The following is a 24516-nucleotide window of genomic DNA, read 5'->3' as shown; positions in this document are numbered from 1 at the left end:
CACCTCACTTGACCACGATGTTGGATTGCAGGACCACGACGGCCCGGTCATTGGCGGACGGATCATGGCTGCGACCCGTGATCCGGTAGAAATGCTGCAGGGGAACGCCGCCCGTGCCGCCGTACTGGGCACTGTTGGCGCTGCTGGCCAACGAAAGATCGTCTTCGTTGGTGTACTGCCCCATGTACTCGATGTAGTACTGCGGCGCGCCCGCACCTGATGCCAGCGTCTGGATGTTGGTGGTGGCGTTGGTCCAGCAGTTGCGACCGCCCGAACAACCGGCCGTGCCGGTGAGCGCGTTCGCGGGGATGGACGGACACGTCACGCCTGCCGCCGTGCAGTTGAATCCGATGGTGGCGCCGGCCAGTTCCGCGGCCTGCACGGCGGCCTCGGCGTCCCGCAACGCGGTCTCGGCCGACTGGAAAGAGAGGCTGCGGTCGTAGAGGTTCGCGCTCATGCGTTCATCCAGCAACGTGGTCCGCAGCACGGCCAAGCCGAGCAATGTCATGACCAGCAGGAGAATCAGCACGACCACCAAGGATGCGCCACGCTGGCACGACGGTGTCGGATAGACGGGGCGCGTCATGGGTTGCGATTCCTGATCGTGACGGTGTTCGCGATGGTGCGCACCACCGGCGCACCATCAATCCTCTCATTGCTCTGCAGGGTCAGGACCACGCGCACGGCCGTGACCTGGGCCCAGTTCGTCACCGCATTGGCGTTCTGGTAATCCGTGCTGCCGTTCGACAGGTACTGCAGCTGCATGTCCTGCACGCCCTCCGCAACTTCCTGGACAGTCGATGCAGGTGCCGCGCCGCTGCTCGTCAGCATGACTTGGTAAAGCGAGCGTCGCGCCGGGTCGCTTGTACTGACGCCGACATACCAGGCCGTCGCCTTCAGCTTCGCGATCACCGAATTGGGTCCGTACGTGTAGTACGCCCCGGGATTTGGGACGCAAGGCACCTGCTTGGGATACTTCAACGATTTCGTGCAGTTTCCCGGGGAAGCCACGCCCATGCCTGCGTTGTGGACGATCGTGACATTCGATGAGCTGGCATTCGTGATCTGGAAGATGGCCGCCTGGACGAAATCGCACACCATCACGATGTCGCCATCGACCAAACCGTGTGCGGTGGTGTTCACCTTGAACTGTGCGGAATTCGGCTTGTGGTCAGTGACCGTCACGTCTCCGGAAGAACCGGAACGCAGTTCCACCGCGTCCGTCCCAGCGATGCGGTTGCGCTGAGCGGTGCCGGTGGTCACCGTAGGAAGCGCCTGCCCAGCCTGACCATCGTAACCCCGGATCCCATCGCCCCAATCCGTGCCCCACGCGCTCGTGCTGTCCAGCACGTTCACGATCGGCACCTTGGCCGAGCAGGGCGAACTCGCGGTCTGGCGCAGTTCGCGCGCGAGCAGTTCGAACGCCACGCGGCCGTTTTCTTGGACAAAGCTGAGGTTGTCCGCAGAGCGGAACACCTGACGGTTCGACATGAAAATACCGATCGCGGCGCCGACCACCAGCAGACCAAGCACCAGCGCGATCATCAGCTCGATCAGACTGACGCCGAAGACCGCGCGCGCGCCAGAAAAGGAATGTCGGGATTTCATATGCGCACCGCCGTCACCACCCTGTTGCGCGCCGGTACGCCGTCCTGAAGTGCGGCTGGCGCGGTTTCCGTATCGTCGCTTGCACGTGAGTCATCCCAGTCGAGCGTGATGACGAACTGGTTGCCGTTCTGCACGATGCTGGCGCAGGCACCTGCGCCCATAGATTGCGGGTTCTGCATGTCCGTGAACCATGCGTGGAGATCCTTCTGCGCCAACGTACCTCCTGTCGCAGGCGCGGTGCAGGTGCGTCCAATATTGTAGTCCCCCGCAATGGCGCGCTGACGGTTCGCGCGCATCGCATCCAAGATCGAATAGGTCTGGATAGTTGCCTGGGTCCGCTCCAGAGCGCTCTGATTATTCCGAAGTGCGGTCGCCTGCATGGCCGCCACGCCAAGCAGACCGATGCCCATGACGAGCACGGCAACCAGCACCTCGATCAGGCCTGCGCCACGCTGTGATCGAGGGACCGCGACGCGCGGGTTCATGCAGATGCTTGATTTCATCATTGACCTCAGGGACACGTGCCGGTACCCACTGGCGTGGTGACCGCGATGCGACTCCCGCCCGCGAGGGTCACCGCACGCTTGTTATCTGCAGGCTGAGTGGTGGGAATACAAACATCGAAGGTATTGTCGACCAGCGCGCCCGATGTGTTATTACGCACCATGCCGTCGGCGCGGAACGTCAACGCTTGAGCGGTGCTGCGGAGTTGGACGGGCGCCTTGACACTACTGGATCGCAGCAGGGTCTCCCCGCCGTCCACTACGGCGTTGCCATTAGTGTCCACGAAACTGATCCACCTCCCCCAAGTGGCCCCGGCGGCAGTATTGCAAGTCGTGCCGTTGGTGCTCCGGCATACGGTTACCCGACGGTTGCTCCGCAATGACTCCAGCCGCGCCTCCTGCAACCCCGCTACCAGCTCATTGGACTGGGCGGCCAACCGGTTGCTGTTGATCAGCGAGGTGAAGCTGGGCACGGCCAACGTGATCAGGACCGCCAGCACGGCCAGCGTGATCATCAGTTCCACCAGCGAGAATCCCGCGATCAACGCCTCCCCGGTCTTCAAACAGGAAGATCTCCCCGACCATGACCTCATGCTGCCTGAGCGCATGCGCTACTTCCCCAATGGCGAAGTGCCACACTAGGCCACGGCTTGGCGGCTATCCAGTACTCAGCCGATGGACGGAGCGGTAGGCGGAGCCAGCGGCAAGCTGCTGCATCCGCGCCCCGGGGCGGGCATGATGAGAGCGCCCCCGCCCGCCCCGCAACTCGCATGCCAGCCACCCACACCCCGTCACCTCTCGACGCACTCTGGCAGACCTCGGTCGTGGTCTGGGTGTTGCTGGCGGGAGAGGGCCTTGCCGCGATCCTGGCGCTCGCACCGGCGGGCGACGGCAATCGCTGGGTCCATTTCGGCGTGGCCTCATTGGCCATCCAGTGGGTCCTGCTCACCACGCTGGGCGCGCTGTATGGACTTCGCGCGCGCCTTGCGACCTGGCGTCCCGCCCATGTCGCCTACGCCGGTCTGCTGCTGCTGGTCCTGTCGACCTGGGCCATCTTCGGAATGAGCGCCTGGCTGCTGGCGGACCTGTGGCCCATGGACGACGGCGAGCGGCGTCACTGGTTTCTTCGATTGACGGCGCTGGCGCTCACGGTCGGCGCGCTCGGCCTGGCCGCTTTCCAGAACCACTGGCGCGCCCGCCAGCTGGCCGTGCGCGCCAAGCAGGCCGAACTCGAGGCCCTCCAGGCCCGCATCCGGCCCCACTTCCTGTTCAACACCCTCAATACCGGCGCTGCGCTGGTGCACCAGCGTCCGGAGGAGGCGGAGCGGCTGCTGCTGGACCTGTCGGACCTGTTCCGTGCCGCGCTCGCCGGGCCGCGTGAAATCACGCTGGCCGACGAGCTTGCGCTGGTACGCCGCTACCTCGAAATCGAAAGCCTGCGTTTCGGCGATCGCCTGCGCGTGGAATGGCAGGTGCCGGCCGCCCTGCCCGACGTGACGGTGCCCGCGCTGTCGATCCAGCCGCTGGTCGAGAACGCGATCCGCCACGGGGTGGAACCGGTGGCCGCGGGGGGCGACGTGCACCTGCAGGTGGCGACGGACGGCGACTGGCTGGAGGTGGCGGTGGCCAATGCCCTGCCCGCCGCGCCGGTACGCCCCACGACGGGCCACCAGGTCGGCCTGAACGCCGTCCGCGCCCGGATCCAGGCCATGACGCACGGGCGCGGCAGTGTGCGGACGACGACGACGGAGGGGCGCTACACCGCCGTCATCCGGATTCCCATGGCGCCGTGACCGCTCAGGTCACCACGCGGTAGCAGGGCTTGTACTCGCCCGCGATCTTCATGCGGCGCTGTTCCACGAACGCACGCAGCAGCGCATCCAGCGCCTGCATCATCGCCGGCTCGCCGTGGATCTCGAACGGGCCGAATTCCTCGATCCGGCGCATCCCGTCTTCCTTCACGTTGCCGGCCACGATGCCGGAGAACGCCCGGCGCAGGTCCGCCGCCAGGTCGTGCACCGCGCGCCCGGGCCGCAGCTGCAGCGCGGCCATGGCCTCGTGCGAGGGCACGAAGGGTTGCTGGTAATCCTCGGGTATCTGGATGGCCCAGTTGAAGAAGAACGAATCCTTCTGTTCGATCCGGTATTCGCGCACGCGGCGGATGCCGGCACCCATCTTCTTCGCCACGGCCACCGGGTCGCCGATGACGATCTCGTAGCGCGCGGCGGCCGCGTCGCCCAGCGTCAGCCGGATGAAGCGGTCGATCTGCTCGAAGTACGGCGCGGCGATGGTCGGTCCGGTGAGGATCAGCGGGAACGGCAGGTCGGCGTTGTCCGGATGCAGCAGGATGCCCAGCAGGTACAGGATCTCCTCCGCCGTGCCCACGCCGCCCGGAAACACGATGATGCCGTGGCCGATGCGGACGAAGGCCTCCAGGCGCTTCTCGATGTCCGGCATGATCACCAGGTGGTTGACGATGGGATTGGGCGACTCGGCGGCGATGATGCCCGGCTCGGTCACGCCGATGTAGCGCGTCCTGGTGCGGCGCTGCTTGGCATGCGCGATGGTGGCGCCCTTCATCGGCCCCTTCATCGCGCCCGGACCGCAGCCGGTGCAGATGTCCAGGCCGCGCAGGCCCAGCTCGTATCCCACCTGCTTGGTGTAGAGGTACTCGTCGCGCGAGATGGAGTGGCCGCCCCAGCAGACCACCAGGTTGGGGTCGCTCGGCTTCAGGATGCGGGCGTTACGCAGCAGGCCGAAGACGGCGTTGGTGATGCCTGCCGACGATTCGAGGTCGGCCGCGTACTCCGGCCCCAACTCGATGGCCGTGTAGGCCAGGTCGCGCACCACCGCGAAAAGCAGCTCGGCCACGCCACGGATGATCTCGCCATCGACGAAGGCCATGGCCGGCGCATTGATCAGGTCGATGCGCACGCCGCGGTCCTGCTGCAGCACCTGGATATCGAAGTCGGGGTAGAGATCGCGCGCGGCGCGCGGATCGTCCGAGGCGCTGCCGCTGGTCAGCACCGCCAGCGCGCAACGGCGCAGCAGTTCGTGCATGCCTCCGGCGGAGGCGTCGCGCAGGCGCGCCACTTCGGCGCGGGAAAGCACGTCCAGGCCGCCGCGCGGATAGATGCGCGCGTCCTGCACCGGCAACGCCCTCGGTGCCGTTTCACTCATGGGGTGTTCCTGTTCTCGGTCGTCAGTAGCGGGACTTTAACGCAGTCGCCGGGGCAAGAGGAGCCCGCGCAAAAGAAAACGGCCGGGTTTCCCCGGCCGTCTCCTTCTTCCGCAAGTCCTGGAGAATCAGAACTCGTAACGCAGGGTCATCAGCACCGACCAGCGCGAGACCACGCGGGACGGATAGGACGAGTTCGCGTCGTACGGGCGCAGGCTCTGGTAGGTCGGGCTGCCCGAAGAATTGACGATGTTGTAGACATAGGTGCCGTCGGCATTCACCCGGCCCAGGTTCGCGAAGTAGCGGGTATCGAAGCCGCCGATCTCCTCGGTCACGCCCCAATCCTTGTTGAGCATGTTGAGGAAGTTGTAGATATCCAGACGGATGATCGACTTGTGCTCCTTGAAGAAGCCCGGCAGCTCCTGCTGGAGACTGACGTCAAGCTGGTTGATCCACGGCAGGCGCGCCTCGTTGCGACCCGCGATCTGGCCGCGGTGCGACGCCAGGTAGGGGTCGCTGTCGATGAAGGCGTGGAAAGCGGCGATCTGCTCGGCGGTCGCCGAACCGTAGCTCACCATGGGGTCGTTGATCAGCGGGATGTACGCCGGATCCTGGAAGATGCGGTCGCCATTGACGTCGCCATTCATGATCCACGTGTACGGCAGGCCATCACGCCCGTTGTAGAACGCGGTGATGCTGGTCTTGTAGTCGCCGAAGAACGCATGCTCCCACCCCAGCGAAGCCTTGATCGAATTGCGGATCTCGCGGCTGGCGGTGCCGGCGATCTCCTCGTTCGGATTCAGGCGGGACACGAACTGGTAGCTGGACCATGCCTGCGAGCTGGCATTGGAGCCGACTTCCTTGGCCTTGGTGTACGTGTAGCTGAGGTTGCCGTACCAGCCATTGGCAAGCGGCTTGTTCAGCGAGAACGTCACCGCGGTCGACGACCCCTTGTCGGTGTTGCTCAGTACCGTGGAGTTGTAGCTGAAGGCCGGGTTGAGGCCGCAGTTCTTGTTGCTGCTCGACGTGGAGCCGTTGAGGTTGCACCAGTAGCTCTCACGGCCGTCGGCCAGCGTCCCCTGCACTTCGCCGATATTGAGCGCGCGGTAGAACGCGCCATCGCGATCGCGGATGTGCTGCACTTCGACCGTACCGATCAGGCCGTACCAGGGCAGCTCGGCGTCGTAACCCAGGCTGGCCTTCCATACGGTCGGCAGCTTGAAGTCGGGGTCGATCACGTCGATCTGGTTCGCGGGCGAGCCATCCTCCGGGATGTTCTGGTTGTAGGGATCCGGGCTGAACGGCGCGTTCTCAGGATCGGTCTCGAAATAGGACAGCGCAGTCACGCCACCGTTGTTCTGGTAGGGATTGGCGAGCCAGACGAACGGCGGGACGCTCTGGAAGGAGCCGATACCGCCACGCAACTGCGAATAGCGCTCGCTGTCGAACGTGTAATTGAACGACACGCGCGGCAACACCACCTTGTTGTCCGAACCGAGCTTGTAGTCGTTGCGGAAGCCGAAGGCTTCTTCGAAGCCCGGAGCGGCAACCGGCGCCTTGTCCGCCTTCGGGATATTGACGCGGACGCCGTAGGTCAGCGACAGGTTGTTGTTGACCTGCCACGTGTCCTGGATGAAGGGACTGACCTGCGTGTAGACCAGCGCGGCCGCGGTATCGTTGATGTCGAAACCCGGAGCCGGCGTGCGCAGCGCGTAGGAGTCGTAGTTGCCGTCCGCGAAGTCTTCGAGGCTCGCGAACACATACGAGCCGTGCAGGTCGCGGCCATACAGGTTGAACACGTCGTTGCGCAGGTAGTCCAGGCCGCCCTTGATGACGTGATCGCCGGCGTAGTAAGTGCCGGACAGGGTCGCCGCCAGACGCTTCGTGTTGATCTGGTTCTCGTGGCGGTTGTTGTCCTCGCCGATGAAGATGGAACCACCGTCGGCGGTCTCGATCTCGACTTCCGGCTGGTTGACCGGATTGCCGTTCACCTGGTCGAACTTCTGATGGCTGACCTTGAATTCCGTGGAGAAGTTCTCGGTCCAGTCGCTGAACAGTTGCAGCGACGTGTTCTTGGTGATGTTGTCGATGTTGTACCAGTGGCTGCTCAGCACCACGTTCTCCGCACGCTGGTCGTACGGTGACGGGCGGAACTCCTCGGTCTGCTGATAGGTCAGGCTGGCGCGATGGTAGTCGCTGATGTTCCAGTCCAGCTTGGCCAGGTAGCGCTTGTTGTCCAGGTTGACGCCCGTGGCGCCATAGACACCCGGCTGCAACCCCAGCTGGTTGGCGATCGCGATGGCCTGTTCGACGTCGGCCGACGAGACATAGCCGTTCGCCAGGCCGTCGGAGCTGGACGTGCCGCCGAAATTCTTGATCGTCTGTTCTTCATAGGAACCGAAGAAGAACAGCCTGTCCTTCAGGATCGGGCCGCCGAAGGTCACGCCCTTGGTGATGTCGGTGTCGAACAGGTTGTAGTCCTCGCCGTCGCGCGAACCCACCATGCTGCCGGCGTCCTTGTACGCGTAGTACACCGAACCGTGGAACTCGTTGGTGCCCGACTTGGTCACCGCATTGACCGTGGCGCCGACGGTATCCGAAGCCACGTCGTAGTCCGAGACCTTCAGGTCGTAGGCCGCGATCGTGTCGACCGAGATCGGGGAGCCCACATAGGGCATGCCGTTGGCATTCAGGCCGAAGGGGTCGCCCTGCGACATGCCGTCGACGGAAATGGTGTTGAACCTGTTGTTGACGCCCGCGACCGAAATCGCACCGCTGGCCTGATCGGTCACTTGAATGCGCGGATCGAGCCGGGCCACGTCGTCGACGGCACGGCTGCCCTGGGGGGTCAGTTCGAGCTGGCGGCCGCTGACCGACGTGCCGACGCCCTTGTTGTCCGAGGTGAAGACTTCCAGGCCGCGCGTGCCGACGACGGCGACCGACGCCAGCGTCGTGGCGTCGTCAGCGCCCAGCGCCGCGTTGACCGTGCTGACCTGGTTGAGCTGCAGGAATACGTTGTCTTCCGTCTTCGTGCCCGTGCCGGCCTTGGTGATGAGGATCTCGTAGGGACCACCCACACGCAGGCCGCGCGCGGTGTAGCGACCGCTGGCGTCGGTGGTGGCGCGGCTGACCGTACCGGATTCGACGTGGGTGATGGTCACCTCGGCGCCGGCGACGGGCTGGCCGCCGTTGTCGGTGACCAGGCCGCCCACACCGGCCGAGGTGCTCTGCGCAAAGGCAGGCGCGGCGGCGAGTGCGACGACGAGGCCAAGGCTGAGCTTGGACAGGCGAAGACGACGGGATTGGTTCATCGGATAAACCTCGGTACGGGAGTGATGTGGCGAAGCTGGCTGACAGGACGTGCGGAACCACCCGGTGGGGTCGGTTCTGGAGGGCGTGCTAGGGGTTCCCATGGCCCACGCGGCGTCCGCGGAGGTTAATAACAGGTTAACACGATAGGACCATTTTGTGACCGCGGCATGACAAAATTCCGCGGCGCAACATGACAGTCGGGCGCCCCTCTGCAGCCGCTTTGCAGGCCCGGTCGGCGCCTGCGGCCCGGGCTGCCCGGTCAGATGTTGGGCGGTGTCAGCTTGAGGTAGGTCCCCACGCCATCCAGCACCATCTGGACGGAGATGGCGACCAGAAGCATGCCCATTAGCCGCTCGATCGCGGTCAGTACGCTGCGGCCCAGCCATTTGTAGAGCACGGTGGCCGAGATGAGGATGGCCGCGGTGGCGGCCCAGGCGATCAGCAGGGCCAGGCTCCAGTCGCCCAGCCGGTCAGGCTCGGAGCTGCCCATCAGCATCACGGCCGCCATGCCCGACGGGCCGGCCACCAGGGGAATGGCCAGCGGCACGATGAAGGGCTCGCCGCCGGGCGTCTCGCCCATCAGGCCTTCGGGCCGCGGAAAGATCATCCGCACGCCGATCAGGAACAGCACGATGCCGCCGGCGATGGCCACCGACTCCTGGCGCAGGTGCATCAGGTCCAGGGCGTACTTGCCGCACCACAGGAACAGCATCAGCACGGCGAGCGCGATCAGCAGTTCCCGGACCACCACGATGCGCTGACGCCGCGTCGGCAGCGGCTTGAGCACGCTGAGGAACACCGGGATGTTGCCCAGCGGATCCAGGATCAGGAACAGCAGCATCGCCGCCGAGAGGATGGTCATGCGCGCACTTTCCAGACCTGACCGCGATGGGTGGCGCCCGCGGATGACAGCAGGGTGACACAGGCGTCGGCGTAATCGCCCGCCTCGCGGGCCTGCAGGTCGTTGTCGTCCGCATAGGCCCGCGACCTCAGGCCGGTACGCATCGGACCCGGCTGCAGCGCGGAAACACGGACGGACGACGAGGCCAGTTCCGCATGCAACATGCCCACCATCGCGGCCAGGCCATGCTGGGCGATGCCGTAGGCGCCCCAGTAGGGCTGGCCGACCCGTTCCAGATCGTCCAGTGCGAACACCAGCGCCGCGTCCTGCGACTGCCGCAGCAGCGGCAGGCACGCCTGCGACAGCCACCAGGGCGCCGTCAGGTTGACATGCATGGCGCGCGCGAACGCGGCCGGGTCGGTGTGCTCCAGCGGCGTCAGCCCCTTGAACTCCACGGCACAATGGAGCACGCCGTCCAGACGCCCCAGTTCCGCGCGCAGGCGATCGGCCAGTTCCGCGTAATCGTCGGGCGTGGCGCCTTCCAGGTCCAGCGGATACAGCAAGGGCTCCGCACCGGCCTGCGCCACCGCGTCGTACACGCGATTCAACTTCGGCAGCTTGCGGCCCAGCAGCACCACGGTGGCACCGGCGCGAGCGCAGGCGACGGCCGCCGCGCTGCCCAATCCCCCATGCGCGCCGCTGACCAGGATCACGCGCCCATCCAGCGCGCGCGGCGCGCGGGTAGGCAGGCCGACCAGACTCACGGCGAAAGGGCCTCGGCGACGATGCGCTGCAGTTCACCGGACTCGTGCAGTTCGAGGGTGATGTCGCAGCCGCCGATCAGTTCGCCGTTGATGAACAGTTGCGGGAACGTGGGCCAGTTGGAGTAGCGCGGCAGGTTGGCGCGGATCTCCGGCTCTTCCAGCACATTGATCGTATACAGGTGCTCGGCGCCCGCATCGCGCAGCGCCTGCACCGCGCGGCTGGAAAAGCCGCACATCGGGAACTGCGGCGTGCCCTTCATGAAAAGGACGATCGGGTGGCCATCCACTTCGGCCTGGATGCGTTCCATCACCGGCATGCTGATTTCTCCTTCCTTGACGGTTTGCCAACCGCCGTCGGGTACACTTTCGGTCCGCTCCGCAGGCCTCGCCGGCGGATTGCCCATTGTAAGCCCAGGCATCGCTCCGACGATGCCCGGCATGCCCCTTGACCCGCCTAGCACAAGGAAACCGAGCCATGGCCATCGAACTGCCCCCCTGCCCTACGACCGCACCGCCCTGGAGCCGCACATCTCCGGCGAGACGATCGACTTCCACTACGGCAAGCACCACAAGACCTATGTGGACAACCTCAACAAGCTGATCGAAGGCACCGAGTTCGCCGAGGCTCCGCTCGAGGAGATCGTGCGCAAGTCGCAGGGCGGCATGTTCAACAACGCCGCGCAGGTCTGGAACCACACCTTCTACTGGAACTGCCTCAAGCCCAACGGCGGCGGCGAGCCGACCGGCAAGCTGGCCGAGCTGATCAACAAGACCTTCGGCGATTTCGCCAAGTTCAAGGAAGAGTTCACCAAGACCGCCATCGGCACCTTCGGTTCCGGCTGGGGCTGGCTGGTGCAGCGCCCGGACGGCTCGCTGGCGCTGGTCAGCACCTCCAACGCCGCCACCCCGCTGACCGGCGAAGACAAGCCGCTGCTGACGATCGACGTGTGGGAGCATGCCTACTACATCGACTATCGCAACGCGCGCCCGAAGTACGTGGAGTCCTTCTGGGCCCTGGTCAACTGGGATTTCGTGGCCGGCAACATGCGCTGACCGTGCGTCGACACCGCACGTTGACACCGCACTTGGAAGCGGCCGGGGAAACCCGGCCGTTTTCTTTGCGCGACGCTGGCTGGCCGATGAATGCGGCGCGGCCGCGCGTCAACAGCCGCCAGTGCGCAGGCGTTCCCGGAGCCGTGGTCCCACACCGAGGAGAACACCATGGCACTGCGTTATGGATTGGCTGGATCCCTGCTCACCGTCCTGCTGGCGATGTCGGCGAACGCCGATGCCGCGCCACGCGACCGCGACGACAACCCGCCCGGCCCGGCCGGCGGCCGCGGCACCAACTGGGAGAATCCGCCCGGCTGGAAGGGTGGCCCCGGCACGTCGCCGGATCGCCGCTGGTACCGGCATGGCGGCAAGCGCTACGAGTTCGTCGTGGTGAAGCACGGGTACTACTTCAATCCCCAGTACGGCTACTGGCATCCCCGCTACGGCTTGTGGGACCAGGCCAAGCGTTGCTGGGTGGACCTGGACAACAATCCGCCGGGGCCGCGCGGCGGCCGGGGCACCAACTGGGAGAATCCGCCCGGCCCCAGGGGCGGGGCGGGCGCTTCGCCGGACAGGTTCGGGCGTTGCCGCTGAGGCACGGCACCGCGCCGTGCGGAACGGCCAGGTGAACCGGCCGTTCCTCGCTCCCGGATGTGGGCGCCGACGTCAGGCGGTGAGGCGGGCGACGACCGGCGCGACCTGCGCCTGCCGCCCCAGGGCGACACCCACGCGTGCAAGCGCATGCGCGAGCGCTGCGGCATGGTCGGCCCGCAACGTGGCATGACCCACCTTGCGCCCTGCGCGAGGCTCCTTGCCGTAGTCGTGCCAATGACCGCCCGCTTCCTGCAGCACGGGCGCAGCGGCGGGCATCTCGCCGATCCAGTTCAACATGCACGCATGCCCCAGCGCGCGCGTATCGCCCAGCGGCAGGCCGAGCACGGCGCGCAGGTGGTTCTGGAACTGCGAGGTCTCCGCACCTTCGATCGTCCAGTGCCCCGAGTTGTGCACCCGCGGGGCCATCTCGTTGGCCAGCCAGTGGCCATCGCGATGGAAAAGTTCCAGCGCGAACACGCCCACGTAATCCAGCGCCTCGGCCAGCCTGCGCGCATGTTCGCGCGCCGCGTGCGCCTGGACATCATCGATGTGCGCCGGCGCCAGGCTGGCCGACAGCACGCCGTCCACGTGCCAGTTCTCGGTCAGAGGCCATGTGCGGAATTCGCCGTCGCGCCCCCGCACCGCCACCACCGACAACTCGCGCTCGAACGGGATGAACGCCTCCACGATCAGGCCGACCGTCGCCGCCTGTGCGCCCAGCGCTTCCCACGCCGCGCCTACGTCGTCCACCGAGCGGAGCCGGAACTGGCCCTTGCCGTCGTAACCCAGCCGGCGCGTCTTCAGGATGCAGGCACCCCCGAGACGCTGCACCTCTTCGCGCAGTTGCGCATGCGAGGCGACATCGGCGAACTCACCCACCGGAATGCCCAGCTCCCGGAACAGGGTCTTCTCGACCAGCCGGTCCTGCGCGACCGCGAGCGCGCGCGGATTCGGGAACACGGGCACACGCTGCGCCAGCCACTCCGCGCTTTCGGCCGGCACGTTCTCGAAATCGAAGGTGGCCACGTCGACCTTCGAGGCGAACTCGGCCAGGGCCGACTCGTCGCGGTAGTCGCCGACCAGCAGCGGCGCGAACTGGCCCGCGCAGGCGTCCGCCGCCGTGTCCATCACCAGGAAGCGCAGGCCCAGGGGTGCGCCGGCCAGCGCCATCATGCGCGCCAGCTGTCCCCCGCCCAGGATGCCGACAGTCGTCATAGTGGCTGGCGCGGATCGTCGTGCGCCATCACCTCATCGGTCTGGCGCGTGCGGAACGCGGTCAGCGCCGCACCGATGGCCGGATGTTCCGGCGCGAGCATCGCCGCGGCGAACAGGCCTGCGTTGGCGGCACCCGCGTTGCCGATGGCGAACGTGGCCACCGGAATGCCGGCGGGCATCTGCACAATGGACAGCAGCGAATCCATGCCGCTGAGCGCCTTCGACTGCACCGGCACGCCCAGCACGGGCACCGCGGTCTTGGCCGCCAGCATGCCCGGCAGGTGCGCCGCGCCGCCAGCGCCGGCGATGATCGCGCGCAGGCCGCGCGGGGCGGCGGCCTCCGCGTACGAGAACAGCACGTCGGGCGTGCGGTGCGCCGAGACCACCTTCACCTCGTACGGCACGCCCAGCGCGTCCAGTTTCTGCGCGGCGTGCTGCATGGTGTCCCAGTCGGAGCGGGAACCCATCACGATGCCCACCACGGGGCTGGATACGCTGGCGGTCATGGCCGTCCTCGGTCGCAAAGACGTATTCTACCCTCCTGACTGAACCACCGATCGAGTCCCCACCTCCATGGACCGCAAACTGCTGGACCTCCTGTGCTGCCCGTCCACCCGCCAGCCGCTGGCCGTGCTGGAAGCGCGCGGCCTGGAAGCGCTGAATCGCGCCATCGCCGCGGGCCGGGTCAGGCGCGCCGATGACTCGCCGCAGTCCGAGGCGCTGCGCGAAGCCCTGGTGACGCACGACCGCAAGACCGTCTATCGCGTCGAGGACGGCATTCCCGTCCTGCTCGCCGAGGAAGCCATCGCCACCGCGCAGGCGGACGACTTCCCCGCCCGATGAGCCTGCCTCCGACGCCACCCCCGGCGGACCTCGTGGCCTCCGATGTCGCGCGTGCGCTGGCCGAGGATGTCGGCAGCGGGGATGTCACCGCCGCGCTGCTGCCCGACACCGCCGACATCGCCTACCTGCTCTGCAAGGAAGACGCCGTCATCGCAGGCCGTCCGTGGTTCGACGCCTGCCACCGCGCGCTCGATCCGCAGGTGCGCATCGACTGGCGCGTGCAGGACGGCGACCGGGTACCCGCCCGCACCGTGCTGGCCACCTTGTCCGGCCGCACGCGCGCACTGGTCACCGCCGAACGCACTGCGCTGAACTTCCTGCAGACGCTGTCGGGCACCGCCACCACCACGGCTGCCTACGTGGAGGCCGTGCAGGGCACCGGCTGCACGGTCCTGGACACCCGCAAGACCCTGCCCGGCCTGCGCCTGGCGCAGAAGTACGCCGTCCGCTGCGGCGGCGGACAGAACCACCGCATCGGCCTGTACGACGCGGTGATGCTGAAGGAGAACCACGTGCGTGCCGCCGGTTCCCTCACGGCCGCGATCCGCGCCGCCCGCGCCGCGCAGCCCGCGCTGCCGCTGATCGTGGAAGTGGAGACGCTGGCGCAGCTGGACGAAGCGCTGGCCGAAGGCTGCGAACGCATCCTGATCGACGACTTCGATGCCGCATCCCGTCGTGAGGCGGTCCGTCGTGCCAAGGCGCCGCCGTTCAACGGGCGCATCCCGCTGGAAGTGTCGGGCAGCGTGGACATGACCACGCTGCGCGGCATCGCCGCCGACGGCGTGGACTTCGTGTCCATCGGCGGTCTGACCAAGCACGTCCGCGCGATCGACCTGTCGATGAAGCTGGGCCCGGCGCCATGAGTCCTGCATGTCGCCGTTGAGCGCCCTGCTGTGGCTGCTGGCGGCCGGCGCCGGTTTCGCCTACTGGAATGCGGCGCGCGCAGCGGCGGAACGCGCCGGCGAGTTGGGCCGCAATGCCTGCAAGGCGGCGGGGGTGATCTGGCTGGACCAGAGCGTGCACGCCAACGGCCTGCGCCTGCGCCGTGGCGAGGACGGCTGGCTGGGATTCGAGCGCAGTTTCCGTTTCGAGTACTCGCACGACGGCACCGACCGCCATGTCGGCCGGCTGGTCCTGCGCCAGGGAAGGCTGGTGTCGTTCGTGGGCCCGGTGGCGCCGTCGGTAACGCCCCTGGACCCGCACTGAGCATCGCGCGGCGCCTTCGGCAGGCGGCGGCGGTCCGGCCTACTTGACCACGCGCAGGAAGGGCGGGCGTTTGCCGCCGGGCGGCGGGGTGTCGTCGTCGGGCGGGGTATCCGTCATGGGCGCGTCATCGCCGCCCGCTGCGTCCGTGTCGGCATCGTGCGTCACGTCTTCGGGCAACGCCATGCCCTGCCCCGTCTCGCGCGAGTAGATCGCCAGCACGGCGCTGATGGGCACGTAGACCGGTTGGCTCACGCCGCCGAAGCGCGCGGTGAAACTGACCGCCTCGTTGTCGATCGTCAGCCGCACGACCGCGCGCTCGGCGATGTTCAGCACCACCTTGCCTTCCTTCACCGCACTGGCAGGCACCTGCACGCCGGCCTGGGTGGCGTCCACCAGCAGGTGCGGCGTCATGCCGTTGTCGGCGATCCATTCGTTCAACGCCCGCAGCAGGTACGGGCGGTGGCTGGTCATGCGGGAGGAGGCGTCGGTCATTTCATTTCTCGGCGGCCATCGCGGCGCGGCGGCGTGCGGCCAGCCTGGCGCGTTCGCCGGTCAGGCCGGGATCTCGCGCAGCTTCCTTTCCGCGTCGGTCAGGCTGCGCAGGAATCCGGGGTGACGGAAGATGCGGTTGCCGTAGTCGTCGATGGCCTTGCCGTCCTTCGGCAGCGGCACGTCCAGCGACGGCAGGCGCCAGATGATCGGGGCCATCGCGCAGTCGGCCAGGCTCATTTCGGGATTGAGGAAGAACTTGCTGGCCTTGAACAGCGGCACCGATGCGGTCAGCAGCTCCTTCAGCCGCTTGCGGCCGGCCTCGGCCTGCTGCTTGTTGCCCAGCTGGATGGCTTGCACCTGCGGCACCCAGTCGTGTTCGATGCGCAGCATCGCCAGCCGCAGGCGGGCACGCGAAAGCGGGTCCACCGGCATCAGCGGCGGATGCGGATAGCGCTCGTCCAGGTATTCGCTGACCACGGACGCGGCGTACAGCACCAGATCGCGCTCCACCAGGGTGGGCACGGAATGGTAGGGATTGAGGTCGATGAGGTCTTCGGGCGGATTCTGCGGATCCACCGGGACCAGGTCGTAGGTGACGCCCTTGGCGGCAAGCACCAGCCGCACGCGGTGGCACAGCACGTCATCGGTGGAGGAAAACAACGTCAGTGTATTGCGCATACGTGGGCTCGCAGCCATTCACGGCTCTCCGACGACCGGAATCCGCCGATCGCACCGACGCCGCCAGCCCCTTGCCGACGGTCGCCACGGTCCCTGAGTGTGCAATCCCCGCCGGGAAAAGCCAAGCAACCCCGGCCTGGCTTTTGCCCCGTGGGTGCGGGCATGCGGCCCGCACCGTGGCGTCGGACGCGACCTCGCTAGTGGACGTCCTTCCAGTACTCCTGCTTCAGCAGGTAGGCCAGGAACGTCAGCGCCGCCAGGAACAGGATCACCCACACACCGATGCTCTGGCGCTTCAGGGCCGCCGGCTCGCCGACATACTCCAGGAAGTTGGTGATGTCGCGCGCGGTCTGGTCGAACTCCTGCGCGCTCAGGCGGCCGGCCTGCGCCACCTTCAGGCCCTCGACATGGCGCTCGCCGGTGGCCGGATCGACCGGGCCGAACTCGGCGTGCTGCAGGCCCTGCAGCTCCCACAGCGGGTTGGGCATGGAGGCGTTGGGGAACAGCTGGTTGTTCCAGCCCAGCGGGCGCGATTCGTCCAGGTAGAAGGACTTCAGGTAGGTGTAGATCCAGTCGCTGCCGCGCACGCGCGAGATCACGCTCAGGTCCGGCGGCATCTTGCCGAACCATTTCTCGCCGCCCGCGGCGGGCATGGACACCTGCACCTGCTCGCCGAACTTGGCGCCGGTGAAGTTGAGGTTCTTCATCACCTCGTCTTCGGTCAGGCCCAGGTCCTCGGCCATGCGCGAGTAGCGCATGTACTTCAGCGAATGGCAGCCCGCGCAGTAGTTCATGTACAGCTGCGCACCGCGCTGCAGCGAGGCGCGGTCGCTCAGGTCGTTGCCGGCCTGGAGCGTGGCGCCGCCGCCGGCGGCGGACGCGGAGAACGAGATCAGCAACCCGCTGGCGAAGACAGCTAGGCGAGAGGCGAAAGTCTTAGTCATGCGTCGTCACCCGCTCGGGCACTGGCTTGGTCTTGTCGATCTTGGTCCAGATCGGCATGGTCAGGAAGAACAGGAAGTAGAATGCGGTCAGGAAGCGGCCGACGATGGTTTCCACCGGGTCCGTGCCCGGGCCGGCGCCGATCTTGCCCAGCCAGACGAAGCTGATGGCGAACAGGCCCAGCAGCACCTTGGACATCAGGCCACGGTAGCGGTAGGACTTCACCTTCGCGCGGTCCAGCCACGGCACCAGGAACAGGATCGCGATGGCGCCGAACATCACCAGCACGCCGCTCAGCTTGTGCGGAACCACGCGCAGCATCGCGTAGTAGGGCGTGTAGTACCACACCGGCTTGATGTGCGCCGGCGTGACCAGCTTGTTGGCCTCGGTGAAGTTGTCGTGCTCCAGGAACCAGCCGCCCATGGCGGGAGCGAAGAACACGATGAAGGCCGCGATGATCAGGAAGCCGCCGACATAGAAGCCATCCTTCACCGTGTAGTACGGGTGGAACGGCACGCCGTCGGCCGGCGCGGTGGGCGACCAGCGGTTGCCCTTCGGGCCCTTCTTGATCTCCACGCCGTCGGGGTTGTTGGAACCGACTTCGTGCAGCGCGAAGATGTGCAGCACCACCAGCAGCAGCAACACCAGCGGCAGCGCGATGACGTGCAGGGCGAAGAAGCGGTTCAGGGTGGCGTCGCTGGGCAGGTAGTCGCCCATGATCCACTCGGTCAGGCCGTTGCCGATCACCGGGATGGCGCCGAACAGCGAGATGATGACCTTGGCGCCCCAGAACGACATCTGGCCCCACGGCAGCACGTAGCCCAGGAAGGCTTCGGCCATCAGCACCAGGTAGATCAGCATGCCCAGGATCCACACCAGCTCGCGCGGCTTCTGGTACGAGCCGTACATCAGGCCGCGGAACATGTGGATGTAGACCACGATGAAGAACAGCGAGGCGCCGGTGCTGTGCATGTAGCGGATCAGCCAGCCCCACTCCACGTCGCGCATGATGTACTCGACCGAGGCGAAGGCTTCCGCCGCGCTCGGCTTGAAGTGCATCGTCAGGAAGATGCCGGTCAGGATCTGGTTGACCAGCACCACGATCGACAGCACGCCGAAGATGTACCAGATGTTGAAGTTCTTGGGCGCGTAGTACTCGCTCATGTGCTTGCGGTACACGGGCATGAAGCCCGGCGCGCGCGCGTTGAACCAGTCCATCACGCCATCGGCGGTACGGGTGAAGATGTTCGCCATGGCTTATGCCCCCTGCGGGTCGAGACCGACGACGATGGTCGTGTCGTTCTCGTAGTAATGCGGCGGCACCACCAGGTTGGTGGGTGCGGGCACGCCCTGGAACACGCGGCCGGCCATGTCGAAGCGCGACTTGTGGCAGGGGCAGAAGTAGCCGCCCTTCCAGTTCGGGTCGTAGGGCTCGGGCTTGATCTCGGCGGCCATCTCGGGCGAGCAGCCCAGGTGGGTGCACAGGCCGACCAGCACGGAGATCTCCGGCTTCAGCGAGCGCGTCTCACCCTTGATGTAGGCCGGCTGCTGGTCGAGGTTCTCCGACAGCGGGTCGCGGAGGTTCGCGTCCAGCGTGGGCAGCGCGTCGAGCACGGCCTTGGAACGCTTCACGATCCAGATCGGCTGGCCGCGCCATTCCAGGATCAGGCGCTGGCCTTCCTGCAGGCCGCTGATGTCGGCAGTCACCGGGGCACCGGCCAGCTTGGCCCGGGCGCTCGGATTCCACGACTTGATAAAAGGCACAGCTGCAATACCGGCACCTACTGCACCCACCACGGCGGTGGTCGCAGTCAGGAACCGGCGTCGGCCCGTATTCACAGGCCCATTGACCCCATCGATGGCCATCCGGCACTCCGCAAAACAATCAGGTAGCAAAAAAGGCTGCCAAGGCCGCACCCATGGACCGGTACGGGCCGCAAAAGACGGCAAAGTGTAACGGATGGCTTAATGGGCCGACAACGGCTGCCGCCGAATCAATGGCTTGCGTGCATCCGGGCGCGTCCGTCGCGGCTCAGCGCGCGGCGACGGCTTGGCGGTAGCGGTCGGCCAGCACGGCCACGCGCTGCACGTAGCGCTGGGTTTCCTTGTAGGGAGGAACGCCGCCATGGCGGTCCACGGCCCCCTCGCCCGCGTTGTAGCCGGCGGCGGCCAGGGTGAGGTTGCCGTTGAAGCGCTTCAACAGCCAGGCCAGGTACTGCGCACCGCCGCGGATGTTCTGGCCGGCGTTGTAGCTGTCGGTCACCCCGAACCGGCGGGCCGTGGCCGGCATCAGCTGCATCAGCCCCTGGGCGCCCGCATGCGACAGCGCCATCGGGTTGTAGGAGGACTCGGCGTGCATGATGGCCCGCAGGATGGCCTCCTCCACGCCGAACTCGCGCGAGGCCGCGGCGATCTCGGCCTGGTAGGCGGAGGTGTTCAGGCGCAGCCGGCCGAAGTCCACGCCCGGGTTGCCGCAGGCGAAGCAGGTTTCGATGTAGCTGTACTTGATGGTGCGCAGGCTGGCGACCTGGGTGCCGCCGCGCGGACGCGTGCTGGTGTAGTGGCGCACGCCGTCCTTGATGTAGGAATAGACCTGCCCGCTGACCACGCGGCGGGGACCGGTGGCGGGGGCGGAGGCCTGGGGCGCCGCGGCGGGCACCATGGCGGCGGCCGAATCCGACAGCGCCGGCGTGACGGCCGCGCCCACGGCGGGCGGCGGCGTGGCGGGCCGCGACACGGTGGCGACCTGCGCCGGCCGGCTCCGGTCCGGGGTATAGCGGCTGATCACCTCGCAGCTGGCGCCGCTGACGCGCTTGCTGACGTAGTTCGGCACACCGTCGTCGCCGGTGCACTTGTACAGCGTGCCCGCGCTGGCCGGCAGTGCGGTCAACGCGGCCAGCATGGCCAGAAGCGTCAGAGTCCCCCTCATGCCGCGCAGTGTCCCCAATTCGCCAGCGGTTGCCAAGTCCTTGTCCAACAAAGGTTTCCTCCAATCTGTGCGGCCGGTCGGAGTTCCAGCAGCCGGCGGCACGGCGGGCCGGGATGGCCTGTTACCCGCTATCAACGCCGTCCGGTGCGGGTTCCGGCCGTCCCAACGCGTAAACTACGCGGCCCTGCCCGCCCCCACCCGACTGGATTAAGCGCCATGACCGGGACGCAAGCCCCCGACCTGCCGACCACGGCCGGCCCCGCCGTGACCGACCCCACCCTCGTGCCCCTGCCGCTGGCCAGGCCGCGCAGCCCGGACGTCGTGCGCGGAAAACTCTTCATCAAGACCCACGGTTGCCAGATGAACGAGTACGACTCGGCCAAGATGGCCGACGTGCTGGCCGCCTCCGATGGCCTGGAGCTGACCGACAACCCCGAAGAAGCCGACGTGGTGCTGGTCAACACCTGCTCCATCCGCGAGAAGGCGCAGGAGAAGGTCTTCAGCCAGCTGGGCCGGTGGAAGGCGCTGAAGGCCGGTGGCCGCGACGTCATCATCGGCGTCGGCGGCTGCGTGGCCTCGCAGGAGGGCGAAGCCATCGTCAAGCGCGCCCCCTATGTGGACCTGGTGTTCGGGCCGCAGACCCTGCACCGCCTGCCGGAGCTGATCCGCGCCCGCCGCGAGCAGAACAGGCCGCAGGTCGACATCAGCTTCCCCGAGATCGAGAAGTTCGACCGCCTGCCCGAACCCCGCGCCGAAGGCCCGTCGGCGTTCGTGTCGATCATGGAAGGCTGCTCCAAGTACTGCTCGTTCTGCGTGGTGCCCTACACCCGTGGCACCGAAGTCAGTCGGCCGTTCGAGGACGTGCTGGTGGAAGTGGCGCAGCTGGCCGCCCAAGGGGTGCGCGAGATCAACCTGCTCGGCCAGAACGTCAATGCGTATCGCGGTCCTTATGGCGACGGCGAAGTCGCGGACCTGGGCCTGCTGATCCGCACCATCGCCGAGATCGACGGCATCGGCCGCATCCGCTTCACCACCTCGCACCCGCTGGAGTTCAGCGACTCGTTGGTGGACGCCTACCGCGACGTGCCGCAGTTGGCCAACTTCCTGCACCTGCCGGTGCAGGCGGGCAGCGACCGCATCCTCTCCGCGATGAAGCGCGGCTACACCGCGCTGGAGTTCAAGCAGAAGATCCGCAAGCTGCGTGCGGTGCGGCCGGACATTTCCATCAGCTCGGACTTCATCGTCGGCTTCCCCGGCGAGACCGACGCCGATTTCGAGAAGACCATGAAACTGATCGAAGACGTGGGCTTCGACCAGAGCTTCTCCTTCATCTACTCGCGCCGCCCCGGCACGCCCGCCGCCGACCTGCCGGACGACGTGTCCGACGCAACCAAGCACGCCCGTCTGGACCGCCTGCAGAAGCACATCAATGCCCATGCCGCCGGCATATCCCAGGCCATGGTGGGCACGGTGCAGTCGGTGCTGGTGGAAGGCCCGTCGAAAAAGAACCCGAACGAGCTGACCGGCAAGACCGAGAACATGCGCTCGGTGAACTTCCCCGGCCACCCGCGCCTGCTGGGCCAGTTCGTCGACGTGGTGATCACCGAGGCCCTGACCAACTCGCTGCGTGGCCGCATCGCAGGCACCGACTGACGCTGCCCTCCAACCGACGGCAGACGTGGGCGATGTGGCCGCACAGGCGGATCCCGCGGCCAGCAAGGTTCCTGTAGGAGCGCCCCATGGGCGCGATGCTGTGGGCTTTGCCGGTTTCCGGAGACGAGCAAAGGCATCGCGCCCATGGGGCGCTCCTACAGGTGCAGCTTTTCCAGGATCAATCCAGGCGCTTGCGGAAGCGCAGGATCGCCGCCGTCATCATCACCCTAGTGAAGACCAGCAGGGCCAGCACATCCGTCCACGCTAAGCGCTGCAGACGTGGGCGATGTGGCCGAGCAGGCGGATCCCGCCATCGGCAAGGCTCCTTTGTAGGAGCGCCCCATGGGCGCGATGCTGTGGGCTTTGCCGGTTTCCGGAGACAAGCAAAGGCATCGCGCCCATGGGGCGCTCCTACAGGTGCAGCTTGTCCAGGATCAATCCAGGCGCTTGCGGAAGCGCAGGATCGCCGCCGTCATCATCACCGTGGTGAAGGCCAGCAGGGCCAGCACATCCGCCCACGGTAAGCGCTGCAGACGTGGGCGATGTGGCCGAACAGGCGGATCCCGCGGTCGGCAAGGTTCCTTTGTAGGAGCGCCCCTTGGGCGCGATGCTGTTGGCTTTGCCGGTTTCCGGAGACGAGCAAAGGCATCGCGCCCTGGGGCGCTCCTACAGATGCGGCTTTTCCAGGATCAATCCAGGCGCTTGCGGAAGCGCAGGATCGCAGCCGTCATCATCACCGTGGTGAAGGCCAGCAGGGCCAGCACATCCGCCCACAGTTCCCAGAGACTGGCGCCCCGCAGCATCACGCCGCGGATCAGGCGCAGGAAGTGGGTCAGCGGCAACGCTTCGGCCATCCACTGCACGATCTTCGGCATGCCGGCGAAGGGGAACATGAAGCCCGACAGCAGGATGGAGGGCAGGAAGATGAAGAACGTCATCTGCATGGCCTGGAACTGCGACTGCGCGCGGGTGGAGATCAGCAGGCCCAGCGTCAGGTTGGCCACGATCAGCAGGCAGGCGGCGATGTAGACATGCAGCAGGCTGCCGCCCAGCGGCACGTCGAACAGCCACATGCCCAGCGCCAGCACCACCGTGGTCTGCACCAGGCCGATGGCCACGTAAGGCAGCACCTTGCCGATCATCAGCTCGGCACTGCTCACCGGCGTGGCGATCAGCAGTTCCATGTTGCCGCGCTCGCGTTCGCGCACGATGGCCACGCCGGTGAACAGCACCATGGTCATGGTCAGGATCACGCCGATCAGGCCGGGCACGATGTTCACCGCCGAGCGCCGCTGCGGATTGTAGAAGCCGACCACGCTGATGGTGCGCGTCGCCAGCGGACTGCTGCTGTCGTCCAACGGCATCTGCGCCAGCTGTGCGGCGGCACTCTGCACCGCGTTGTCGCTGCCGTCCACGAAGATCTGCACGGCCTCGCGGCCCTCCGCGCGGCGACGCTCGTAGTCCGGCGGGATCACCACGCCGATGCTGATCTCGCCCCGGCGCATCGCCTGCACCAGTTCCTGTGGCGTCGCGGCTTCCTTCGTGGGTGCGACCACGCCGGTGGCCACGATATCCATCAACAGCGCGCGCGAGGCGGCGGTACGCGCCTGGTCGGCGATGCCGGCGGACAGGTCGCGCAGGTTGGTGTTGATCGCATAGCCGAACAGCAGCAGCTGCATCACCGGGATGCCGACGATCATCGCCAGGGTGATGCGGTCGCGCCGCATCTGCCGCAACTCCTTCACCATCACCGCCGCCAGGCGCCGGAGGTTCATGCGGCCTCCTCGCGCGCGGGCCGGCCGCGCGTGGCGGAGACGAAGACGTCCTCCAGGTTGGCCGGCGCAGCGGACACGTCCGCATCGATCCCTGCCGCGCGCAGGCCCTGCGCGATGCGGTCCGCGGCCTGGCCGTTCTCCGCCATCAACACGCGCAGCAGGTTGCCGATCTGCGCCACGCTGATCACGCCCGGCAGGCCGACCAGCGCCTTCTGCGCCTGTCGCGGCTGTGCGGCTTCCACCACCAGCGTGCGCCCGGCCAGTTCGCCGGTCAGCGCGTCCGGCGTGCCGTCCGCCACCAGCACGCCGCGGTCGAGGATGGCGATGCGGTGGCAGCGCTCGGCCTCGTCCATGTAGTGCGTGGACACCAGCAGCGTGGTGCCGGCATCGGCGAGCTCGAACAGCTTCTCCCAGAAATCGCGGCGGGACTCCGGATCCACCGCACTGGTCGGTTCGTCGAGGAACAGCAGTTCCGGCTGGTGGATCACTGCGCCCGCGAGCGCGAGGCGCTGCTTCTGCCCGCCGCTCATCGTGCCGGCCAGCTGCTTCTGCCGGTCCTGGAAGTGGTACTGCTCGACCAGGTCATCGATCCGTCGCCGCGCCTGTGCGCGCGGGATGTCCTGCACGGCCGCCAGGAATTCCAGGTTCTCGCGCACGGTGAGGTCCTCGAACAGCGAGAACTTCTGGGTCATGTAGCCGATACGGGTGCGCAGCGGCTCGGCCTGCTCGGGGATGCGCAGGCCCAGCACTTCGATCTCGCCCGCCGTCGGCGTCAGCAAGCCGCACAACATGCGGATGGTGGTGGACTTGCCGGAGCCGTTCGGGCCGAGGAAGCCGTAGACATGGCGTCGCGGAATATCCAGATCGACATCGTCCACCGCCACCAGCGCACCGAAGCGCTTGGTCAGGCCACGCACGCGGATTGCCAGT

27 protein-coding genes are annotated in these 24516 nt (G+C 67.0%); 8 read left to right on the top strand and 19 right to left on the bottom strand.

The window, feature by feature from the left end; translation table 11 throughout:
• Positions 1–4: 4 nt before the first annotated feature.
• The 4 genes from MUU77_RS05415 to MUU77_RS05400 are packed head-to-tail and all read right to left on the bottom strand — an operon-like array spanning position 5 to position 2626.
• A complete protein-coding gene (locus tag MUU77_RS05415; protein WP_245092415.1) occupies positions 5–586 on the bottom strand; it encodes a PilX N-terminal domain-containing pilus assembly protein in 582 nt (193 codons plus the stop codon).
• Positions 583–1608, bottom strand: coding sequence for a PilW family protein (locus tag MUU77_RS05410; RefSeq protein ID WP_245092413.1), 1026 nt, complete (start codon positions 1606–1608; stop codon positions 583–585). The genes MUU77_RS05415 and MUU77_RS05410 overlap by 4 nt, the downstream gene beginning before the upstream one ends.
• Entirely contained in the window at positions 1605–2093 is a 489-nt protein-coding gene (gene pilV, locus MUU77_RS05405) for a type IV pilus modification protein PilV (protein WP_245094254.1), read from the bottom strand. Before pilV ends, MUU77_RS05410 begins: the two co-directional genes overlap by 4 nt.
• Before the next feature lie 26 nt (positions 2094–2119).
• A complete protein-coding gene (locus MUU77_RS05400) occupies positions 2120–2626 on the bottom strand; it encodes a GspH/FimT family pseudopilin (protein WP_245092411.1) in 507 nt (168 codons plus the stop codon).
• On the opposite strand from MUU77_RS05400, the gene MUU77_RS18490 reads away from it, so the two are divergent.
• Positions 2619–2753, top strand: a complete 135-nt coding sequence (locus tag MUU77_RS18490; protein WP_256452069.1) for a hypothetical protein — start codon at positions 2619–2621, stop codon at positions 2751–2753. The genes MUU77_RS05400 and MUU77_RS18490 overlap by 8 nt on opposite strands.
• Before the next feature lie 128 nt (positions 2754–2881).
• Positions 2882–3904, top strand: a complete 1023-nt coding sequence (locus MUU77_RS05395; RefSeq protein WP_245092409.1) for a histidine kinase — start codon at positions 2882–2884, stop codon at positions 3902–3904.
• A 4-nt stretch (positions 3905–3908) separates the two neighbouring features.
• Here the strand turns inward: MUU77_RS05395 and ppnN are convergent, their stop codons facing one another.
• The 5 genes from ppnN to grxD all read right to left on the bottom strand — a co-directional run bounded on the left by ppnN (position 3909) and on the right by grxD (position 10523).
• Positions 3909–5291, bottom strand: coding sequence for a nucleotide 5'-monophosphate nucleosidase PpnN (gene ppnN / locus MUU77_RS05390; protein ID WP_245092407.1), 1383 nt, complete (start codon positions 5289–5291; stop codon positions 3909–3911).
• Positions 5292–5417: 126 nt separating this feature from the next.
• Positions 5418–8600: a carboxypeptidase regulatory-like domain-containing protein gene (locus tag MUU77_RS05385; RefSeq protein ID WP_245092405.1), complete on the bottom strand. Its 3183-nt coding sequence runs from the start codon at positions 8598–8600 to the stop codon at positions 5418–5420.
• 260 nt (positions 8601–8860) lie between these two features.
• Positions 8861–9463, bottom strand: a complete 603-nt coding sequence (locus tag MUU77_RS05380; RefSeq protein WP_162110567.1) for a YhgN family NAAT transporter — start codon at positions 9461–9463, stop codon at positions 8861–8863.
• Positions 9460–10200, bottom strand: a complete 741-nt coding sequence (locus MUU77_RS05375) for an SDR family NAD(P)-dependent oxidoreductase (RefSeq protein ID WP_245094252.1) — start codon at positions 10198–10200, stop codon at positions 9460–9462. The genes MUU77_RS05380 and MUU77_RS05375 overlap by 4 nt, the downstream gene beginning before the upstream one ends.
• Positions 10201–10202: 2 nt before the next feature.
• Entirely contained in the window at positions 10203–10523 is a 321-nt protein-coding gene (gene grxD, locus MUU77_RS05370; RefSeq protein ID WP_162110569.1) for a Grx4 family monothiol glutaredoxin, read from the bottom strand.
• A gap of 121 nt (positions 10524–10644) precedes the next feature.
• Here grxD and MUU77_RS05365 point away from each other — a divergent pair, with 121 nt between their 5' ends.
• Together MUU77_RS05365 and MUU77_RS05360 are read left to right on the top strand one after the other, a co-directional pair.
• Positions 10645–11259, top strand: coding sequence for a Fe-Mn family superoxide dismutase (locus MUU77_RS05365; protein WP_245092403.1), 615 nt, complete (start codon positions 10645–10647; stop codon positions 11257–11259).
• A gap of 168 nt (positions 11260–11427) precedes the next feature.
• Positions 11428–11853 (top strand): hypothetical protein, encoded by a 426-nt coding sequence (locus MUU77_RS05360; RefSeq protein WP_245092401.1) that lies wholly within the window; start codon positions 11428–11430, stop codon positions 11851–11853.
• Between the two features lie 72 nt (positions 11854–11925).
• Here MUU77_RS05360 and MUU77_RS05355 read toward each other — a convergent pair whose 3' ends face one another.
• Both MUU77_RS05355 and purE read right to left on the bottom strand, forming a co-directional pair.
• Positions 11926–13068, bottom strand: a complete 1143-nt coding sequence (locus MUU77_RS05355) for a 5-(carboxyamino)imidazole ribonucleotide synthase (RefSeq protein WP_245092399.1) — start codon at positions 13066–13068, stop codon at positions 11926–11928.
• Complete coding sequence (gene purE / locus MUU77_RS05350; RefSeq protein ID WP_245092397.1) at positions 13065–13574, bottom strand: 5-(carboxyamino)imidazole ribonucleotide mutase; 510 nt, start codon at positions 13572–13574, stop codon at positions 13065–13067. Before purE ends, MUU77_RS05355 begins: the two co-directional genes overlap by 4 nt.
• Positions 13575–13641: 67 nt before the next feature.
• Here purE and MUU77_RS05345 point away from each other — a divergent pair, with 67 nt between their 5' ends.
• The 3 genes from MUU77_RS05345 to MUU77_RS05335 are packed head-to-tail and all read left to right on the top strand — an operon-like array spanning position 13642 to position 15117.
• Entirely contained in the window at positions 13642–13911 is a 270-nt protein-coding gene (locus MUU77_RS05345) for a Trm112 family protein (RefSeq protein ID WP_245092395.1), read from the top strand.
• Positions 13908–14774, top strand: coding sequence for a carboxylating nicotinate-nucleotide diphosphorylase (nadC, locus tag MUU77_RS05340; RefSeq protein ID WP_245092393.1), 867 nt, complete (start codon positions 13908–13910; stop codon positions 14772–14774). Before MUU77_RS05345 ends, nadC begins: the two co-directional genes overlap by 4 nt.
• Positions 14775–14781: 7 nt before the next feature.
• Positions 14782–15117, top strand: a complete 336-nt coding sequence (locus MUU77_RS05335) for a DUF3301 domain-containing protein (protein ID WP_245092391.1) — start codon at positions 14782–14784, stop codon at positions 15115–15117.
• A 39-nt stretch (positions 15118–15156) separates the two neighbouring features.
• Here MUU77_RS05335 and MUU77_RS05330 read toward each other — a convergent pair whose 3' ends face one another.
• From MUU77_RS05330 to MUU77_RS05305, 6 genes are all read right to left on the bottom strand, one after another.
• The gene (locus MUU77_RS05330; RefSeq protein ID WP_245092389.1) at positions 15157–15609 is read right to left on the bottom strand and encodes a ClpXP protease specificity-enhancing factor; all 453 of its coding nucleotides are present in this window, start codon (positions 15607–15609) and stop codon (positions 15157–15159) included.
• Between the two features lie 60 nt (positions 15610–15669).
• A complete protein-coding gene (locus tag MUU77_RS05325; protein WP_185896786.1) occupies positions 15670–16305 on the bottom strand; it encodes a glutathione S-transferase N-terminal domain-containing protein in 636 nt (211 codons plus the stop codon).
• A 179-nt stretch (positions 16306–16484) separates the two neighbouring features.
• On the bottom strand, positions 16485–17231 hold the full coding sequence (locus MUU77_RS05320; RefSeq protein WP_245092387.1) for a cytochrome c1: 747 nt from the start codon (positions 17229–17231) through the stop codon (positions 16485–16487).
• A complete protein-coding gene (locus tag MUU77_RS05315) occupies positions 17224–18483 on the bottom strand; it encodes a cytochrome bc complex cytochrome b subunit (protein WP_245092385.1) in 1260 nt (419 codons plus the stop codon). The genes MUU77_RS05320 and MUU77_RS05315 overlap by 8 nt, the downstream gene beginning before the upstream one ends.
• Positions 18484–18486: 3 nt before the next feature.
• Positions 18487–19095 carry a ubiquinol-cytochrome c reductase iron-sulfur subunit gene (petA, locus tag MUU77_RS05310; RefSeq protein WP_245092383.1) on the bottom strand — a complete coding sequence of 203 codons (609 nt, stop codon included), beginning with the start codon at positions 19093–19095 and terminating at the stop codon, positions 18487–18489.
• A gap of 166 nt (positions 19096–19261) precedes the next feature.
• Entirely contained in the window at positions 19262–20158 is an 897-nt protein-coding gene (locus MUU77_RS05305; protein WP_245092381.1) for a lytic transglycosylase domain-containing protein, read from the bottom strand.
• A gap of 216 nt (positions 20159–20374) precedes the next feature.
• Between MUU77_RS05305 and miaB the strand changes: the two genes are divergently transcribed.
• Positions 20375–21811 carry a tRNA (N6-isopentenyl adenosine(37)-C2)-methylthiotransferase MiaB gene (gene miaB / locus MUU77_RS05300; RefSeq protein ID WP_245092379.1) on the top strand — a complete coding sequence of 479 codons (1437 nt, stop codon included), beginning with the start codon at positions 20375–20377 and terminating at the stop codon, positions 21809–21811.
• Positions 21812–22500: 689 nt separating this feature from the next.
• On the opposite strand, the gene MUU77_RS05295 is transcribed toward miaB, so the two are convergent.
• Positions 22501–23586, bottom strand: coding sequence for an ABC transporter permease (locus tag MUU77_RS05295; protein ID WP_245092377.1), 1086 nt, complete (start codon positions 23584–23586; stop codon positions 22501–22503).
• The gene (locus MUU77_RS05290; RefSeq protein ID WP_245094249.1) at positions 23583–24509 is read right to left on the bottom strand and encodes an ABC transporter ATP-binding protein; all 927 of its coding nucleotides are present in this window, start codon (positions 24507–24509) and stop codon (positions 23583–23585) included. Before MUU77_RS05290 ends, MUU77_RS05295 begins: the two co-directional genes overlap by 4 nt.
• Between the last annotated feature and the right edge of the window lie 7 nt (positions 24510–24516).

The organism is Pseudoxanthomonas sp. F37 (genome assembly GCF_022965755.1).
GTDB lineage: Bacteria > Pseudomonadota > Gammaproteobacteria > Xanthomonadales > Xanthomonadaceae > Pseudoxanthomonas_A.
Note: the sequence above shows the minus strand (reverse complement) of the source record. Positions and strands in the feature narration are given on the sequence as shown.

Coding starts and splice junctions, on each gene's coding strand:
- MUU77_RS05415 (WP_245092415.1), bottom strand. CDS start 586: ATGACGCGCCCCGTCTATCCGACACCGTCGTGCCAGCGTGGCGCATCC.
- MUU77_RS05410 (WP_245092413.1), bottom strand. CDS start 1,608: ATGAAATCCCGACATTCCTTTTCTGGCGCGCGCGCGGTCTTCGGCGTC.
- pilV (WP_245094254.1), bottom strand. CDS start 2,093: ATGAACCCGCGCGTCGCGGTCCCTCGATCACAGCGTGGCGCAGGCCTG.
- MUU77_RS05400 (WP_245092411.1), bottom strand. CDS start 2,626: ATGATCACGCTGGCCGTGCTGGCGGTCCTGATCACGTTGGCCGTGCCC.
- MUU77_RS05395 (WP_245092409.1), top strand. CDS start 2,882: ATGCCAGCCACCCACACCCCGTCACCTCTCGACGCACTCTGGCAGACC.
- ppnN (WP_245092407.1), bottom strand. CDS start 5,291: ATGAGTGAAACGGCACCGAGGGCGTTGCCGGTGCAGGACGCGCGCATC.
- MUU77_RS05385 (WP_245092405.1), bottom strand. CDS start 8,600: ATGAACCAATCCCGTCGTCTTCGCCTGTCCAAGCTCAGCCTTGGCCTC.
- MUU77_RS05380 (WP_162110567.1), bottom strand. CDS start 9,463: ATGACCATCCTCTCGGCGGCGATGCTGCTGTTCCTGATCCTGGATCCG.
- grxD (WP_162110569.1), bottom strand. CDS start 10,523: ATGCCGGTGATGGAACGCATCCAGGCCGAAGTGGATGGCCACCCGATC.
- MUU77_RS05365 (WP_245092403.1), top strand. CDS start 10,645: ATGCCCCTTGACCCGCCTAGCACAAGGAAACCGAGCCATGGCCATCGA.
- MUU77_RS05360 (WP_245092401.1), top strand. CDS start 11,428: ATGGCACTGCGTTATGGATTGGCTGGATCCCTGCTCACCGTCCTGCTG.
- MUU77_RS05355 (WP_245092399.1), bottom strand. CDS start 13,068: ATGACGACTGTCGGCATCCTGGGCGGGGGACAGCTGGCGCGCATGATG.
- purE (WP_245092397.1), bottom strand. CDS start 13,574: ATGACCGCCAGCGTATCCAGCCCCGTGGTGGGCATCGTGATGGGTTCC.
- MUU77_RS05345 (WP_245092395.1), top strand. CDS start 13,642: ATGGACCGCAAACTGCTGGACCTCCTGTGCTGCCCGTCCACCCGCCAG.
- nadC (WP_245092393.1), top strand. CDS start 13,908: ATGAGCCTGCCTCCGACGCCACCCCCGGCGGACCTCGTGGCCTCCGAT.
- MUU77_RS05335 (WP_245092391.1), top strand. CDS start 14,782: ATGTCGCCGTTGAGCGCCCTGCTGTGGCTGCTGGCGGCCGGCGCCGGT.
- MUU77_RS05330 (WP_245092389.1), bottom strand. CDS start 15,609: ATGACCGACGCCTCCTCCCGCATGACCAGCCACCGCCCGTACCTGCTG.
- MUU77_RS05325 (WP_185896786.1), bottom strand. CDS start 16,305: ATGGCTGCGAGCCCACGTATGCGCAATACACTGACGTTGTTTTCCTCC.
- MUU77_RS05320 (WP_245092387.1), bottom strand. CDS start 17,231: ATGACTAAGACTTTCGCCTCTCGCCTAGCTGTCTTCGCCAGCGGGTTG.
- MUU77_RS05315 (WP_245092385.1), bottom strand. CDS start 18,483: ATGGCGAACATCTTCACCCGTACCGCCGATGGCGTGATGGACTGGTTC.
- petA (WP_245092383.1), bottom strand. CDS start 19,095: ATGGCCATCGATGGGGTCAATGGGCCTGTGAATACGGGCCGACGCCGG.
- MUU77_RS05305 (WP_245092381.1), bottom strand. CDS start 20,158: ATGAGGGGGACTCTGACGCTTCTGGCCATGCTGGCCGCGTTGACCGCA.
- miaB (WP_245092379.1), top strand. CDS start 20,375: ATGACCGGGACGCAAGCCCCCGACCTGCCGACCACGGCCGGCCCCGCC.
- MUU77_RS05295 (WP_245092377.1), bottom strand. CDS start 23,586: ATGAACCTCCGGCGCCTGGCGGCGGTGATGGTGAAGGAGTTGCGGCAG.